Genomic DNA, 15,413 nt, shown 5'->3' with positions numbered 1-15,413 from the left:
CGTTGTTCCTTTCTCTTGGTTATCAGTATCATATGCTTATCCTATGACAAAATCATTTCCTATCCGGGTCTCTTCTATGCCCGATCGGCTGTCCACCAATTCTATGCGGATGTCCTTCACATACAGCACTCCGGCCCTTGCTGTCGGGCTGTACCACCTGTCCCCGCCAAGCTCCGTTTCTTCCGCCCCGCTTACCTTGAGCGAGATGACATCGATGATGCACTTGTCGTTACCGACCCGCGAAAGAAGGGCTTCATGGGAGTATCTCTGGCCGAGTTCCGGCAGTGTGCCGTCTAAAAACCAGGAACAGAAATATATCATCACCATTCGTTTCAGCCTCCGTCTTACCTCACCCGTATCCTGCACGTCCTCCCTGATGACGGCCTTGAAGCCTACCTCTATCGGCTGGTACACCGCGTTGATGACTTCCATCCGGACAAACGGGGATGTCCTTTCCCTGATTCTGTTCCCGATTTCCGCAAGCTGCCACAGTGGAAGGAGCGGGAAGCTGCGCTTCTCCGGCTTCGGGAACACCACGACCTCGACCGTGCCGTCCTGCGATTCGGAAGGTATGCAGCACACTTTCTCTATGTCCGGGAACTGTTCCATGACCAGAGACTCATAATCCCCTTGACATACGGCCCTGTTGCGGGTGGAGATGCGGATCCGGCTGCGGATTCCCGTGTCTGCGGGATTCTCCGCCGGTCTGCCTCCGTAGCCGGGCAGTGGCTGCGAGACGGACAGTATGCGGCTGTCCTCCACGACTGGAGCGGCTATCGTCCCGGCAGGCAGGGAATGTCCGTTCCCGTTCCGGGCCGTGACACGGAAGCAGTTCAGCCATATTCCGTCCACCGCCGTGTCCACGGGGGCGTTGCCGTCAGGAAAGCTGAACATGAACCAGGACTTTCCGTCCGCTCCGGATGCGGGACATCTGACCTCGATGAATCCGCTGCGGGTCAGCCCTTCGGTCTCCTCGCACAGGATGTCCTCCTGTGTCATTTCCTCCCAGCCGGTTCCGTGCACATGGCGTGATACGGCCATCCGTCCGTGCCGGACAGCAGTGTCCATGCCTTGTCTGACCATGTCCCCTGTCATGATGTAGCGGAGATTCATGTACAGCCTCAGGCGGCTTGTGTCTCCCATGCCGCTGAATCCCAATATCAGCGATGGGACGGCTATACGGGGAACAAACAGCGGTATCGTATTTCCTCCTGTACAGGCGCATTCCTCGCATCCCGTGGTTTCTGATACTGCCAACAGGCGAGAGCCGATTCCGTCACCCGGACTGAAAGTCTCGTCACTCTCGTATCCGAATACGGCTTCCGCAAGCATGGGTACGGACGGCATGTCGGGTACAGGCACATGGTTCTTTTCCTTGGTGTTGTGCATCATGGCGGCTGCATAGAGCCGGTAGTAGTCGTTCATGCCGAAGCCGGTTTCCGGAGCATCCAGCGTGATCCGGTACAGCCCCTTGCTGTTGTGCGCGGCCTTGTATTCGGGGTCGCTAACCAGATTTATTGTTATGGAAGCGCTTTCGCAGAGGTTGCCCCTATCCGTTTCCCTGAAAAGGGACTTGTCCGAGTCCCGGCACTCTTTCCAGAGTCCGCCGTCCTGCCATTCGCAGCGTATTCTGAAGCTGCCGTTACCGATGGCTTCCCTTGTCCCGTAATGGCGGTATGTCTCCCTGAAGCCTTTCTCCGGCAACTTGTTCCAGAGACCTTTCAGCGACACTCCCACGGTATTCTTCATCGCCGCCTCCGAGTGGCCGAACACAAGCCGGTTTCCTCGCTCTCCCGTCGGGCCGAAAGGATAGAACGGCTGGCCCGGATCCATGTCCCCGAGGTCGCCTTTCAGGGTGAAGTTGCGGATGCCGTCCACTTTGGTGCGGATGCGCACACTGCTGATATTTAACCCCTCGGGCAGGATGTCTATATGCTTCCTGTCTGCGAAAAGCAGTCTTGCCGCAGGGTATTCCGTATCAGTCCCATGCAGTTCCGCACTGCACGGAGTAGGGGCAGGTTCTTCCTCTTTCAGGGTGAATGTGAACTCAAGGGAGTGGTCCTCTTTATTGAATACAAAAGTATATGGCATCTCCGTCCAGCCGTCCTCTCCGCTTACCTGCAGGCGGAACGCTGCCGTGGCCCCGTCCAGTATGCCCGACAGGTCGGGAACGGCAGAGCCGTCTTTCATGGCCAATGCCAAAGTGACGGTCACGCACCGTTGCCCCTCCGACAGCACGAGGCTGCGCGAGGTGACCATCCATCCGTATTCCAATTCGGCGGAAGTCACGCCGATGTGAGTGAACAGGCGGGCGGAGCGGTTTCCTTCAAGCAGCAGGGAGGCTGTGTGCAGCCTGTCGTCTTTCCTGAATACGGACTGAACGGAGGAAAGGACGGCCGGAACAACATACGCTTTTTCGTCAAGGGCATAGAGCAGGTCGTTGCCGTCCGCGGTCTTGCCTGCCGTGAATGCGGTGCCTTCCGGCAATGAGAATGTCCCTGTGGCTTTTGTCCTGTCCGGCTCTATCGTGATGAAGGTCCTGTCCTGCACGGCCTCTTTCGGTGTGTCATGCAGTATCTCCCGGCGGTAGAAAAAAGCCCAGTCTGTCAGTCTGGCGTTGAAATCCGATGCGATGCCGCAGTAGTTGCGTACCATCGTCAGCAGCAGGGCGAGCGAGGCGTCCATGTCGCCGCCGGATTCTATGCGGCTGATGTATTCCTCCGCCTTGGCCTGTATGTCCTGCAATGCTCCGAGCATCTGGAAATAGGGCTGTGTGCGGTTGTCCATGAATGCCGGCATACGCCTTGGCCTGTCCCGGTCTTCATCTCCGGTCGGTATGACTGCAGTGAGCCTGTCCCGTATCTCCACGGCCACCTGCATGGCCGGGCTGTCCGGACTGTAGCCGTGTGACTTGCGGATGAAGCGGTCCAGTCTCAATGACCACTGCGTGCTGCGGTTGATAAGGTTCCGGGTGTAGCGTTTCTGCAGCGAGGTGCCCTGACCTCCAACGAACGAGGATACATAGCCGCTGAGGTCCTTGCGGATTATCTCCACCAGCACCACCAGCACATGGTTCTCCCACAGGGAGGAAAGGCGACCTTCCTCCTCGTCATCCGCATTGATGAAGGGGATGTCCCCGCTTACGGACAGCAGCCACCGGAAGAGTTCCCTCCAGTCGCTCTCCAGAGCGTGGAAGTCCTCCAACGTCGCGGTGTCCTTCATGCAGTCCTTCCGCAGCGTGCCTCTCAATTCGTATGTCGGCTTCTCGTTCATCGTGTCATCACTATATGGTTCTTTAGTTTTCTATAATTTCGTTTGTTACAGTCCTGTCAGGTCAGTACCTTCATGAAAGTAGAAGGGATAGACCATGTTGGTGCGGCGGTTCGTCCGGCGGATGGTGTAGTCTAGGGTGATGCGCAGGATGCCTGCCTTCTCATCCGTATCGAAGTCCACTTGGTTCAGGTCCACCCTCGGCTCGAACATCACCACCGCCCGCTCTATCTCGTCACGCAGCAGTGTCTGCGTGGAGACATCCATTATCTCAAATACGTACCGCCGCACCGGGCAGCCGTAGTCGTAGCGGTGGATACGCTCGCCGGGCGATGTGCTCAGCAGCGTCCACAGACTTTGGCGTATGTTCTCCTCGTAGGCGACCATTCGGGTGGGTGTGCCGTCCTTGTCCAATGCCGGAGGAAAACTCCAGCCGTTGCCGAGGAATGTTTTGTTTTCGTTCATATTTCGTTATATACTGAATTATAATCCAGCATGGGATTAGAAACTATTTTTTTTGAGTATAAAATATACGTTTTTTCTTAACAGCGTCTTCTTTACGTGCTCTTTCTTCTTCATCAGAACTAAAATCATCTGATACTGTTGGAGAGAGTGCATTCCATATTTCTTGTTCATCTTCAGAAAGATCTTCGATACTTCTAACTCCTGATTGTACATCGTGGAATCTTCCCACTTGCTTTCTGCCTTCATCTGCCGAAGAAATAAATTTATATTTTTGAAGAAAATCATCAAGCGTATCTTCCCCTTGAGCTATCCTTGTTAACTCTCCTCTATATAATTTTGCTGCGCCGTGTTTTCTCCATTCTTCTGCTAAATATATTGTAGAATAGAGCATGGCAGCCCCTCTTTTCTCACCATCACTACTAAGAACAGACCCATCTTCTTGTAATAGAGCGTTAGCTATTTCTCTATCGCTTTTACCTCCAGATCTTAAAGCTTTAATATATTCTACATATTTATCCCCCATTGAAAATCCTCCATAATTGGATGCACGTGAGCCTATTTTAGGTGCTCCTCTTTTATGAGTTGCGCTAACTTCTCCAAAAGGTGTTTGTGCCCGTATTCCTGTAGAATTTTTTGTCCATTCTCTTAATTCTGGCATACCACGTGAAAGATGACGTTTAACATAAATATTACCCTCTACAATATCTACTACTTCATATAATAATCCTGTATTCATATCTTTATATATACCATTACCAACATCAAGCAAATTCAATCTATGCCCAGTTTCAGAAACAATAACCCAAACACCTTGAAGAATTGACTTTACAACTGTAATTTTCTCTTTATTTAACATTCTCGTTGCATTTTCAATTCTTCGACTAACCTTCTCCTTACGTTGTCTCGCCTCGTACATATCCATCAAATTTTTAAGATTATTACTCAATTAAAACTCTTTGAAGAGCAGCCGCCCAAAGGGGCGACCACTCTTAATGCCCGTCTTAACCCAACGGATTTTCAGTCTGGTCTTCGTCCGGAATAATGGTAGTGCCGCCATCCGTGGAAGCCTTTACCCTCTCAATGTTTATATATGTGTTGGTTGATGGTCTTGTCAACTGAATCATGGCACTCTTTTTATTCTTTGATTACTCCGACATGGTCTTCCGCGTAGGTTGTTCCGTTGATAGTGACACCGGCACGGATGGTGACAGTGCCGCATGTGCCATAAGAACCCGCTCCAACAAGACTGCTCAACATACATTGGTTTTGAAGCGTGAATGTTCCACCTTCAAGCGTGATTGTCCCGGCATCCTGGCTTACGAATTCTCCAATGTTGGCTCCGCCTTCTGCAGTTGGTGAACCGCCAGTCACGGTAATTGTACCTCCTTTGATGACAAGGTTGGCATTCTCATACAAACCGATACCTGCCCCATACAATAAATAGATAGCTGTGTCCGTTCTTCTCCGAGTTATGGTCAATGTTGCTTTAGGTTCGCTTTCTATGGTAAGCGTACCGCTGGAGCGTACTTCGATGCCGGAACCCAAGTCACTATAAAAGGGGTCAGCTCCTTTTGATGTCGGACTAAGTTGATTAGTACCGCTGAGAGTGATGTGGGCAGTTCCTTGGCAAATGATAGTAGGGCCTTCATTGTAAAAGATATTAACATCCTGCAGGGTAAGTTCTGTATCGGGTTCGACGGTGATTTGCAGGTTCTTTTGCTGTCCGTCACCCTTGAGGATGGTCTTTCCGCTGACGGTAAGGGTTGTGCCTTCGCAGGTGCCAAGGTCTATTTCTGTAGGTGCTTGCTCTACGCTGATGGTTATCGTATTAAGCGCCGCCACTACCGGGGTGAGGGGCGTGGTAAGAGTGGTTTCGATGCCATTCACCTTTACACGGTCTATCACTACATCGGGCACTACGTTGGCCTCCCAGCACTCAGTGCCGTCAGTATAGGTGGTGTGCTTCATCTTTATCCAGCCTTGCGTGGTGCTGCCATCGGTGACGGGAGCGCCTTCATTGTTCGTGCAGGTGGTGTAGCCGTAGACTTCCACGCTCTGCGCCATACCGGCCTGCGTGCCGCTGAGCACTAAGCGCACCTTGGCAAGTTGGTGCTTGAAGCCAAGGGTAATTTCATTGTTGTAGGTGGCATCCTGCACTTCGGCTTTCAGCAGATAGGCAAGACCATTTGTCTGGTCGCTGAAATCTATCGTCTCATCCGTTGGATACCAGGCGGTGACGCGGGCGGGGTCAGTGCTTGTCCAGTAGAGCTGCCTGTCAGGTGTCAATTCCTCGCCGACATTCAGCGTATAGTCTGCGGTTTCGTCGCCCAGCTGCACACGTATTGTTTCCGAGCCGTCCCATTCCCACACACTGCTCTTGCCATCGGTATTATCCTCAGTAACACGGGTCTGCGGTCCCTCTGCACTCCACGGCTCCGCGCCGCTTTCCACATTGAGGGTGACGCCGCCTATTTGCAACGGATATTCGCCGTAAGGCAATTCATTGCCTTGTCCGCCCGGTTCGTCCTGCGTACAGGCGGCAAGCAGCAGGAGGGCTGCTGCGGGGATTATGCCGATTAATGTTCTCTTGTTCATATCGTTCTCTTTTATGTTATTCTATTGTGTTTTATATACATTCTTCGTAACAATGCTCTCAACGGCAGTCATCCGCCAATCATTACAGTTGGACAGCCCATCACTATGCTGCCTCCGTGTGCGGTGGTGTCGCCCATCCGTGCGGCAGGCTTGCCTCCGATCATTACCGTGGCGGAGCCTTTGACAATGCTGTCGGGCGGCCCGACACATACGCACATGTCCCCCATGACAGCGGCAGGTATCTTGTCTATCAGTACATTCGGCACACCCGGACCGACTATCGGCCCTCCCACATGGGGTATAGGCGGCAGACCCGGAGTCTGCATGGGGCAGGTGTGCATGTCTGTCAGTCTTGCAGCCGGCGGCATAGACTCCTCCTTTCTATTTTATATGTTCCACTTCCATTCATATATCGTTTCTTTTTTCGTTTCACTTTCATCCCTGTTCTGAAAATTCATATAAAAAGAGGGAGTTCAAGGCCTGCGATATTTCAGAATACCGGAGCATACTTTCGTATGTGAGGATTTCTGAAATGAGCATAACGCAGAAATCACCTTTTTATATAATTTTCAATTTATCATGACCATAGCTCCCTTTACGGTAGTCTGGCCGCTGGCGGACAGTTCCGCCGTGGCTTTTCCCTTGACGGTCGCGCCCATCTTGCCCTGCACCGTGACGTTCAGCCCTTCGAGACTGGCGTCCTGCTTGGCCGAGCCGCTGAGTTTCATCGTGGCATCCATCGTGATGTTGCCTTTCGCACTCAGCTTTATGTTCTTGGCCGATGAAAGGGATATCCCGTCCTTGTCCATTTTCACCTCGTTCCCGTTGGCATCGGTCAAGGTAACGGATTTCCCGTCATCGTTGAGTTCCACCTTGTTGTTTCCGGGGGTGGATACCGTGATTATCTTCTTCTCCTCGTCAAACTCAATCTTCATTTTCTCGCGAGTGACGAGCGCTTTCATGTTGTTTTCCGCCGTATATTCATAAGGCGGCTTGTGCTTGGCCCCATAGACGGAGCCGAGGATGACCGGATGGACCGGGTCGTTGTTCACGAAGCCTACAAGTACCTCGTCATCCGGTTCCGGCAGCCAGAATGTGCCGGAGCCATTTGTCCCGTACAGGGATGAGAGCCGTGCCCAAAGTAGCTTGTTCTCTCCCTCTAGCCAAGGCAGTTCCACCTGTATGCGATATTCTCCGGCGGGGTCGCCGTCAAGTTTCTTGACCACCGCCGTATGCAGTCCCTCCATGCCGGGCAGAAGTCCCGCCGCCGCAGGACTCACCACATCCGGCTCGTCGGTGATGCACGCGGGGTCTATCCCGATGCCCGCCTCTGTTATCCACTCGTTCTTTTCAATGATATGGGTCACGGAGCCGATGAAGGCATTGCCGTTGAAGCGTTTGCCCAAGCCTTTCAGCTCGATGACACAGCCCGGCACGACCTCCGCAGCACCATAGAAGCTGACTCTACCCCTGTATCGTGACAGTCCGGCTTTCAATGCAAGGCTGTCCGCCCATGCTTTCAGTACGGAACTGTCTACCGGGGCATCTGTCTGGAGAAGCATGCTGCCGTCCGAGGAGAGGTCGCTTGCCGCCATGTCGCCCTGGCTGTTCAGGGACGGGGCGGAGGCGGAAGTCTTGACCTGCTTCTGTTCCGCAGGATTCCATGACACCGCATCGTAGCCTGAGAACTGGTCCCCTGCGGAAAGTCCACAGTCGAAGGAAATAAGATCGTTGCCGTATGTGACGGTCAGCACCGGGGATGCTCCCACATCCGGCTTGAACACCTTGATGGCAGTGCCTGTGGTGAGGATGAACATACCGCAAGCATCGGCACGGGAAAGGGCGAAGTCCCAGTCCGTACAGTAATACTGCACCATCTCCGGATGCTTGTAATCCGTGCCATCTACCGAAACGCTGCCGTAGGAGGAAAGGGCCTCGCTGATCATCTCGCTGTCCTTCTTCTTCTCGAAAATCCGGTTGTGCCGTCCCTGTGTGGCAGGCCAGGCGTTGTCCCTGCATTCCACCACCATCATGGAGCGGCAGTTCTTTCCGATACGGATGCCCGTCTGCATGATGATGCCCTCGAACAGGGTCTTCTGGTCGTTCAGGTCACCTGCATCCAGACGTATGGTATTGCCCGGCTTGAAACTGTCCGAATCGCTCTCATCGAAAGTCTGCGTATCCATGTCCCCGGCGTTGAAGCACAGGGTGGCCTTGCCGATCCGGTTCAGTTCGAGGCGAATGCGGGCCGAGACAAGCTCGAATGAGCCGTCCAGCCTGCTTCCGCCTGCGTAAACCGTCCAGGCAAGGATGCGGTCAGCGTATTTCGATGGTGAGTCTGCCATATTGCTCCTTTCTGTCTTTGTTGTCAACTCTTTTTAAGCGGAGGGAACAGCAGTTGTGTCCCAGCCGGTATGTTTCTGAAACTATCCAAGTCGTTGAACCTCGCCACCTCCCGGACAAGCAGGGAATCCCCGTATATCCTGTAGCAGAGGTAAGGCAGTGTCTCGCCCTCCTTGACGGTGATGAGCCGGGACATGTCGGGAGACTGCTTGGAGAATTTCTTGCGTTCCTCCTCGCTGTTTCGGAATCCGGTAAAGGTCAAGGACACCGATGCCCGTAGAGGATTACCCTTGTCATCAAAGAGGGTGTAGTCCACCTCGAACTTCTTCACTTGTCCGTGAAATACCATCGTCCCATACAGAACTTTCACATAAGAGGGGCGGTGTCCGTCCGTGTTATAGACATACAGCAGGTTCTCTATCTCCTGTATCTTATTGTACACTTGGTCATTTTCTTTCGTCCCCTCCACAAGCCCCGTGCAGTCTATGGTGAACTTGAACGACAGGTTCTCTGCCTTGTACCGTACGAATTTTACATTCCCTCCGATGGCTCCGAGCTGCCTGTCTTCGGCATACACGATTTCCTTGTCAAGTTTGAGCGTGTCTGGATCCAACAGTGCAGTATAGCTGCCTGTCTCGCTGCCGTACTTCGGGTCTGTGTACCCTGTAAATGTCAGATTCTCCATTTCTTTTCCATTCTATCGTTCAACGTTCCTTTTTTCTGATGTCCATCGAATGCCTATGCTCCTCCTTTTCAGAGAGTTCCTCCAGCACAGCCCGTTTAAGGGATTCCAATGCCCTCTGAGAAATCTCCTCCGGGAGGATAATTTTCTTCTCCACTACTGTACTGACCCGTATTTCCTTGATGACAATCGGCATTATCTGTTCCTCCTCAATGATTTGCACCGTAAAGTAATGGTCTCGACAGCAATCTTGCTTTCCGAGGCGTTCAGCTGACCGACAGTCCATTTGATAGGAAAAGCCCATTCACAAGTCCATCTTGCTGCAATCTTATCCTGTTCATCGAGCAGAGAAACATGCAGTGTACACGGCTTTATCTTTGCTCCGTGCTTAAACAGAAATGTGTTCTTGACCCAGACCGTGATTTTCTCGTTGATGGGCTCGATAGCACGTTTCAGAGTGACATCCGAGACTTTAACATCGGTTGCCAGATTCACCTTGTTGCTTCCTGTTTCAAGCACAAGTTCCTGACCAAGGCCATCCACCTCCGCAAAGGAGGCGGATGCCTTGTCTTTTCCCCACTGGAACTCCACCGTGAAGTGGAAGAGTACCGGCGGTTTCCATGTCTTGCTGTCATGAGCCATGCCTGAACAGTCAAAGGTTTACACTATGCCGGAGTCACACCCTCGTGGGCAATCACAATGGTTTCCATCGATACGCTGTTGCCGTCGGCCTTGAACCCTTCCACGGTGTACTTCTTCGGCCATGCGTTGGTCAGATTCCATTTCTGCACGGGTTCCCCGTTTTCATCTAAAAGGGCAACCGTTATGCTTGAACGCTTGATGACATTCATCTTTACCTGGTTGATCCAGTCCCATAGTTTCGTGTCTGATTTGAACATCGCTTTCTTGAGTGTCACGTCTCCGGTCTTCTTCAGCCCCGGCATCTTCACCTTGGTAAATCCGGGCATGTCACCGGAGCGGTATTCAATCACGTCGAACTCCATGTCGAGTCCTGATACTTCCTTGCAGGAGATCTTGCCTACATCGGCTATCTCCACGCTGAAATGAAATTCGGGCACGGGCCACGTTGCTGCGCTCTGTGCTGATCCATCTTCTGTCATAATTCTTTATGTTTTAATGTGTTATTAATTCAACATACAGTTATCAGCTCTTCTGCATCTGCTGCTGGAAGGTGATTTCGATGAACTCTGCCGGACGGGTAATGGCCACCAGTACCGTGATGCGCATGATGCCGTCGAGGATGTCTGTGGCGGTCATCGTATCACCCAGTCCCACATGAATTTCGTATGCGTCCTCCGGAGTGGCTCCGGCAAGTCCGCCCCGTTTCCATACGCTGCGCAGGAAGTTGTCTATCATCGAGCGCACGTTCATCCAAGTGGCGGCCACATTCGGCTCAAACACGTATGCCTTGGCTGCGTTCTTCACCGACTCTTCAAGGAACATCATCGTGCGGCGCACATTGACATACCTCCAGTCCTGGGAATTGCCGTCCAGTGTCCTTGCACCCCACACCTTGATGCCTTCGCCCGGGAAAGTGCGGATGGCGTTCACCGCCTTGCCGTTCATCGGCATGTTCAGGTCTTCCTGCATGGCGTTGTCGATGTTCTCGACGGGGCTGTTCACATAGTTTACGCTCACATTTGCAGGGGCTTTCCAGACCCCTCTCGTATTGTCCACCATTGTGTAGAGGCCTGCCATGGCAGCTGAAGGAGGAAGCAGGTTAAGCCTGTCTTTTACTTTGTTCACGATATACTGATAGCCCGGAAGATTCTGCAGCAGGGCGTTGTGCAGGTTGGTCTTCATGGCTGCCAGTTCGTCCGGCGTGCAGTCCGCTGTCTCGGCAGGAACTGTTTCTGCTCCAGTCTCGTCCTTCTGGGCCGGCTTCACCACCTTCTTGCCTGCGGCAATCTCAGCGTATGTGTCCGCGAAGTATTTCGGGAACTTGGAGCCGGGAGCGAAGAACGGAGCGATGTCAGGAGTCGGCTGGGTAAAGTCCCATGTCAGCACCGTGCCGTCTATGTCCTTGACGGACAATACGGATGTGTTCAGCCACGGATAGTAGGCGGCACCGTATGAGAGGAAATTGGCACCTACATTGGTGCGGAAAGTCTCTATCTGGTCGGACATGGTCTCGTGTGCGGCGGCTTTCGGCTGCACATCGAGGATAGCGATTCGGTTCATCATCTTTCCGCAATGCGCCAGCACCTGAGTCTGGATGTCCTTGCAGTCAGGTACGGATGCGGCTTCCGGGACGACCACCATCGTGATCTCCTGCTCCTTCTCCATGGCTGCGAGAGCGGCCACGACCTTGTCCTTGTCCACAGGCGCACCTTCTGCGTAAGTACCGACAGAGACGATGTAGCAGGTACCACCGCCGTTGGCATAGAACATGACCATCTGGTAATACAGGGAGAAAGGTCCGCTCTGGTCAATGACCGTGACAGCCTTGCTGCCGTCAGGTGACGGGAGGCTGTAGAATGGAGCCGGGTCGCCCTCCTTCGGAGCATCGCCCACGGAAAGCACGAATTTCGGAGCCGGTGCTCCGCCGAAATACTGCTGGAACTCGGTCATGGACGTGATCTTCCACGGCTTGCCGCTGAGGGAGTCCGGACCGTTCTGGGCTTTCTCGGTGATTCCGATGAAAGCCGGGATCGCTGTAGCCGCTTCGACTACCGAATTGGGAAAGGCGCTTTTCTCCACGATGTAAACGCCAGGGGTCTTCATCTGTGCCATAAGCTACTTGGGTTTAATTGGTTTGACATATTATTAATTATTTGGTTATACTTGTTCCTGACTGTCATATTCTGATTATGCGCTTCAGTATCCTTGGTTCCGAATCCAGATAGGCACCGGTCTCGGGCGGCGGGATATGCCGCATGAGGGTCTGGCGTCTGTCCGAGTTCTCCTGCCTGCATGTGAGTCTCAGGTCGATGTCATAGCGGACGTGCATCGGCACGGATTCTTCCGAAACCGTCCGGAATATGCCGTCCTCCGTCTTTGCAAACGGCGGAAAAGTCAGTCTTCCGCCTCTCTCCTCCAGCATGAGCTGTCCGGATGGCCGGAGGGTGTCCTTCCGGAAATCCAGCCGGTATTCCCACCTGCACGCTTTCGGAGTGAACCGCAGGGTGCAGCCCTGTGGATGACCTTTCAGGGCATCCTGCCACATCTCTTCTGTCAACCGTAGGCTGACCGTACATAAGCCGCGTCCGATCTGCCGTGCTGCGGCAGACTCCATCAAGGCATTTGTACCATCCGCTGTACCGCCTTCTGGAAGCGGAAGAGCCAGCGTATATGCGGCTGTCGGACGGAAGTCCTCCCACAGGGTGTAGAGGACGAACTGCGGGTCTGTGATGGCCAGGTCCAGTTTCAGGACATCCGTTCCGGTATCCGGCCCGGATCCAGCGGTATCGCACAGAATGGTCCATGAACCTACATCCGTCTGTCTGAACAGCAGTCCGCGCCTGCGCATGAGTTCCTGCCCGGGCGGTGCTGGAGTGCAGGAGAACGCCCGGCAGAGACCATCGTCAAAATAGCCGTGCCGGATGCTCAACATGTATAGCGGACTGTAACTGCTCATCTTGCTTATATCATTAGTTGTCTACATTCTTACTTCATTTCCTGTGGCCGCTCCTGTGCCGGAGATGACCGTGCCGGAGTCTATGGTCAGGCCGCGTACCTTGCAGATGACTGACGGATGGTACTGGCCGCCCATTGTCGTCCAGATATTGTGCAGGTCCATTGTGGACATCGGCACCACCTCTATGGTATATACCGCACCGTCCACACTGAACTTCGGCATGGACTGGATGAACTCCAGGGTGTCCGACAGGACTGACAGGGACTCCGCATATCGCTTGCTCTCGTAGACGGCAGCCAGCATGATGTGCATGTTCAGCATCAGCGGTGCAAGCCGTCCCGCATATCCGCTTGAAGCACGCTGCATATACACGCCATCCCCGGATGCCTCCTTTTCGAGGTTCACGAGGGATACCACCAGTTTGTTCGGTGTCTCTTCAGAGGCAGTACCGATAAGTCCTACCGTTGCAATCCCTTCGGGCTGGCGGTGAGTACGGCTGAGGTATTCCTCCAAGCGTTCGGCGTAGTATGTCAGTATCTTACGTATCATTGCGTTTCAGTTTAATTGTTCGGCACGAGGGTCGGTGGAGTATCCGGGGCATCGGTATGCCACAGGTAGGTGGCATCTGTGCCGAGGGCGGCGTTCATGGCTTCAGTGGCCTGCGCCCAATTAATAGCTTCTCCATCTACCTTGTAGGCTCCGTCCCACTGATTGTTTTCATTACAATAACCTACACCTACACCGTCGAAGTTGCTCCAATAGCAGGCGTTAGCCGTGGTGTTGATTTGCAGGAAACCGACAACTCCTCCTGTTCTATATGCAGTTGTTGATAGATTAGATAATTCTCCTACAGAATAACATCCAATCATGTCATTGAAGAACCTACAATATCCTGCAACGCCACCAACTGCTCTATCACTGGTAATTGAACCCGAAAACGAGCAACCTTTGATAACTGTTGCCGTGGCATATTCGCCTCCCAATACTCCGCCTACATAAGTAGAGTTTCCTCCTTGAATAGAAGCCGAGGAATGGCAATATTGTATAACTCCAGAATCCATCCTTCCGACGATGCCTCCTACATAGAACAATCGAGAATTTGTAGAGATGTTTCCAGAAACATTGCAGTTCGAGATGATACCTTGATTAGACCCAGCCAAAGCTCCTATTGCAGCAAGACCTTCATTAGAACTAACATTCAGGCTCACATTCTCAAGGGTCAGATTTTTTATGGTTGCATTTGTTCCTACACTACCAAACATTCCACAATAATAATTGAAATACAGATTTGTTATTGTCAGATTGCTAATAGTATGTCCATTACCATCGAAAGTTCCAGTATAATATGTATTATAATTCCCAAAAGCCACCGGTTCCCAATTCACGCCCGAAAGATCTATGTCTGTCATCAGGGTACAATTGGTACTCAAATCTTGGTTTGCCGCTTCCGCCCATGCGTCCAGCCCCTCGGCGGTATAGACGGAATAGGTCTTGGTGCTTTCGTCGTAGGTGTAATCTTTCAGGGTGATGCTGCCGCTGCCTGTAGCACCGTTTTCCCAATTGATACCTTCCGATACCTGCACCTCAAGCCCGTAGTGGAAGACGGTGATGTCGTAGGTATAGACATAGCCGGGGTTCCAGTTTACATTATTTTTCAGGGTGTAGTAAAACGGACCGTAGGAGGTGCCGTCCTTCTCGGCGGTAAAGGTAAACAGCCTTGAGCCTGCCGCCACGGACTGCGGGATGACAAAGGCTTCGTAAGTGGCGAAGTTGTCGGTCTCCGTGGTCGTGGCAAGGTGGGGCTTGATGCTGCCTTTGGTGCTACCGGATGCCCATGTGCCGAGCCAACGGTCGTCACTGTCCGCTGCCGTTGGGAGGGAGAACGAGCCGTCCATCGTGAGGATGTCACCCTCACCGATGGTCAGGCTAATGTTGTCTGCCGTGGCGCCGATGCTTGTGGGTAATCCTTCCTGCTTGATGTTTACCACCACCTTGGCGGTCTGGTGGTAGAAAGTGAGGGCGGGCGTCTGGGCGAAGCTCACAGCCTTGGATTCACTGCAAAGCAGGTCGCCTGACTGATAGGCTTCATCGCTGCTTTGGTCTTCCTCCACGCTCCATGTCCAGTCGTTGTTTTTCACCATGATATTCGGGTAAAGGCCCTGCACGGTGATGGAACTTGGATTTGTCCAGTAGTAGTCGCCGGACAGGTTGCCTTTATCGTCCACCGTGTAGTCGTACCACTCCGTGCCGTTCCCGTCGGTTACTTGCAGGGCTATCGTCTCATTGCCGTTCCACCGGTTGTCCACGGTGGCGCGGGTCTCTGCATTGCCCTCTATGGCGGCGGTCAGCATCAGCGGCTGCATGCCGTCGGGCAGCGTTCCAACATCGTCCTGCGTGCAGGCGGTGGCCGCAAGAAGCAGGGCGAGTGTCGAGAATGTATGTAAGGTATATCGTTTCATA

The 15,413-nt window shown here is 53.0% G+C and carries 14 protein-coding genes; all 14 read right to left on the bottom strand.

Annotated features, from left to right (window positions below; all coding sequences use genetic code 11):
• Positions 1-36: 36 nt before the first annotated feature.
• Positions 37-3,273: a baseplate J/gp47 family protein gene (locus BQ5591_RS10530; RefSeq protein WP_071149262.1), complete on the bottom strand. Its 3,237-nt coding sequence runs from the start codon at positions 3,271-3,273 to the stop codon at positions 37-39.
• A gap of 45 nt (positions 3,274-3,318) precedes the next feature.
• Positions 3,319-3,735, bottom strand: coding sequence for a GPW/gp25 family protein (locus BQ5591_RS10525; RefSeq protein WP_071149261.1), 417 nt, complete (start codon positions 3,733-3,735; stop codon positions 3,319-3,321).
• Positions 3,736-3,778: 43 nt separating this feature from the next.
• The gene (locus tag BQ5591_RS10520; RefSeq protein ID WP_159434451.1) at positions 3,779-4,591 is read right to left on the bottom strand and encodes a hypothetical protein; all 813 of its coding nucleotides are present in this window, start codon (positions 4,589-4,591) and stop codon (positions 3,779-3,781) included.
• A 145-nt stretch (positions 4,592-4,736) separates the two neighbouring features.
• The gene (locus BQ5591_RS21995; RefSeq protein WP_262483108.1) at positions 4,737-4,859 is read right to left on the bottom strand and encodes a hypothetical protein; all 123 of its coding nucleotides are present in this window, start codon (positions 4,857-4,859) and stop codon (positions 4,737-4,739) included.
• Between the two features lie 10 nt (positions 4,860-4,869).
• Positions 4,870-6,330 (bottom strand): fimbrillin family protein, encoded by a 1,461-nt coding sequence (locus BQ5591_RS10515; protein ID WP_071149259.1) that lies wholly within the window; start codon positions 6,328-6,330, stop codon positions 4,870-4,872.
• 68 nt (positions 6,331-6,398) lie between these two features.
• Positions 6,399-6,698, bottom strand: coding sequence for a PAAR domain-containing protein (locus BQ5591_RS10510; protein WP_071149258.1), 300 nt, complete (start codon positions 6,696-6,698; stop codon positions 6,399-6,401).
• 201 nt (positions 6,699-6,899) lie between these two features.
• Complete coding sequence (gene vgrG / locus BQ5591_RS10505) at positions 6,900-8,675, bottom strand: type VI secretion system tip protein VgrG (RefSeq protein WP_071149257.1); 1,776 nt, start codon at positions 8,673-8,675, stop codon at positions 6,900-6,902.
• A gap of 23 nt (positions 8,676-8,698) precedes the next feature.
• Positions 8,699-9,358, bottom strand: a complete 660-nt coding sequence (locus tag BQ5591_RS10500; RefSeq protein WP_071149256.1) for a CIS tube protein — start codon at positions 9,356-9,358, stop codon at positions 8,699-8,701.
• 192 nt (positions 9,359-9,550) lie between these two features.
• Positions 9,551-9,997: a phage tail protein gene (locus BQ5591_RS10495; RefSeq protein WP_071149255.1), complete on the bottom strand. Its 447-nt coding sequence runs from the start codon at positions 9,995-9,997 to the stop codon at positions 9,551-9,553.
• 23 nt (positions 9,998-10,020) lie between these two features.
• On the bottom strand, positions 10,021-10,476 hold the full coding sequence (locus BQ5591_RS10490; RefSeq protein ID WP_071149254.1) for a phage tail protein: 456 nt from the start codon (positions 10,474-10,476) through the stop codon (positions 10,021-10,023).
• A gap of 43 nt (positions 10,477-10,519) precedes the next feature.
• Positions 10,520-12,109 (bottom strand): phage tail sheath family protein, encoded by a 1,590-nt coding sequence (locus BQ5591_RS10485; protein ID WP_071149253.1) that lies wholly within the window; start codon positions 12,107-12,109, stop codon positions 10,520-10,522.
• Between the two features lie 64 nt (positions 12,110-12,173).
• Positions 12,174-12,953 (bottom strand): hypothetical protein, encoded by a 780-nt coding sequence (locus tag BQ5591_RS10480; protein ID WP_159434450.1) that lies wholly within the window; start codon positions 12,951-12,953, stop codon positions 12,174-12,176.
• Between the two features lie 21 nt (positions 12,954-12,974).
• A complete protein-coding gene (locus BQ5591_RS10475) occupies positions 12,975-13,502 on the bottom strand; it encodes a Pvc16 family protein (protein WP_071149251.1) in 528 nt (175 codons plus the stop codon).
• A gap of 11 nt (positions 13,503-13,513) precedes the next feature.
• Positions 13,514-15,412, bottom strand: coding sequence for a fimbrillin family protein (locus tag BQ5591_RS10470; RefSeq protein WP_071149250.1), 1,899 nt, complete (start codon positions 15,410-15,412; stop codon positions 13,514-13,516).
• Position 15,413 lies beyond the last annotated feature (1 nt).

Origin of the sequence: Bacteroides ndongoniae (assembly GCF_900108345.1) — a bacterium.
Taxonomy (GTDB): Bacteria; Bacteroidota; Bacteroidia; order Bacteroidales; family Bacteroidaceae; genus Bacteroides; species Bacteroides ndongoniae.
The sequence above is the reverse complement of the archived record's forward strand: the minus strand, read 5'-3'. Positions and strand labels throughout refer to the sequence as shown.

Excerpts from the sequence above, each read along its gene's own strand:
- BQ5591_RS10480 (WP_159434450.1), bottom strand. The coding sequence starts at position 12,953 with ATGAGCAGTTACAGTCCGCTATACATGTTGAGCATCCGGCACGGCTAT.
- BQ5591_RS10495 (WP_071149255.1), bottom strand. The coding sequence starts at position 9,997 with ATGGCTCATGACAGCAAGACATGGAAACCGCCGGTACTCTTCCACTTC.
- BQ5591_RS10485 (WP_071149253.1), bottom strand. The coding sequence starts at position 12,109 with ATGGCACAGATGAAGACCCCTGGCGTTTACATCGTGGAGAAAAGCGCC.
- BQ5591_RS10500 (WP_071149256.1), bottom strand. The coding sequence starts at position 9,358 with ATGGAGAATCTGACATTTACAGGGTACACAGACCCGAAGTACGGCAGC.
- BQ5591_RS10515 (WP_071149259.1), bottom strand. The coding sequence starts at position 6,330 with ATGAACAAGAGAACATTAATCGGCATAATCCCCGCAGCAGCCCTCCTG.
- BQ5591_RS10490 (WP_071149254.1), bottom strand. The coding sequence starts at position 10,476 with ATGACAGAAGATGGATCAGCACAGAGCGCAGCAACGTGGCCCGTGCCC.
- BQ5591_RS10530 (WP_071149262.1), bottom strand. The coding sequence starts at position 3,273 with ATGAACGAGAAGCCGACATACGAATTGAGAGGCACGCTGCGGAAGGAC.
- BQ5591_RS10520 (WP_159434451.1), bottom strand. The coding sequence starts at position 4,591 with ATGTTAAATAAAGAGAAAATTACAGTTGTAAAGTCAATTCTTCAAGGT.
- BQ5591_RS21995 (WP_262483108.1), bottom strand. The coding sequence starts at position 4,859 with ATGATTCAGTTGACAAGACCATCAACCAACACATATATAAACATTGAG.
- vgrG (WP_071149257.1), bottom strand. The coding sequence starts at position 8,675 with ATGGCAGACTCACCATCGAAATACGCTGACCGCATCCTTGCCTGGACG.
- BQ5591_RS10470 (WP_071149250.1), bottom strand. The coding sequence starts at position 15,412 with ATGAAACGATATACCTTACATACATTCTCGACACTCGCCCTGCTTCTT.
- BQ5591_RS10525 (WP_071149261.1), bottom strand. The coding sequence starts at position 3,735 with ATGAACGAAAACAAAACATTCCTCGGCAACGGCTGGAGTTTTCCTCCG.
- BQ5591_RS10510 (WP_071149258.1), bottom strand. The coding sequence starts at position 6,698 with ATGCCGCCGGCTGCAAGACTGACAGACATGCACACCTGCCCCATGCAG.
- BQ5591_RS10475 (WP_071149251.1), bottom strand. The coding sequence starts at position 13,502 with ATGATACGTAAGATACTGACATACTACGCCGAACGCTTGGAGGAATAC.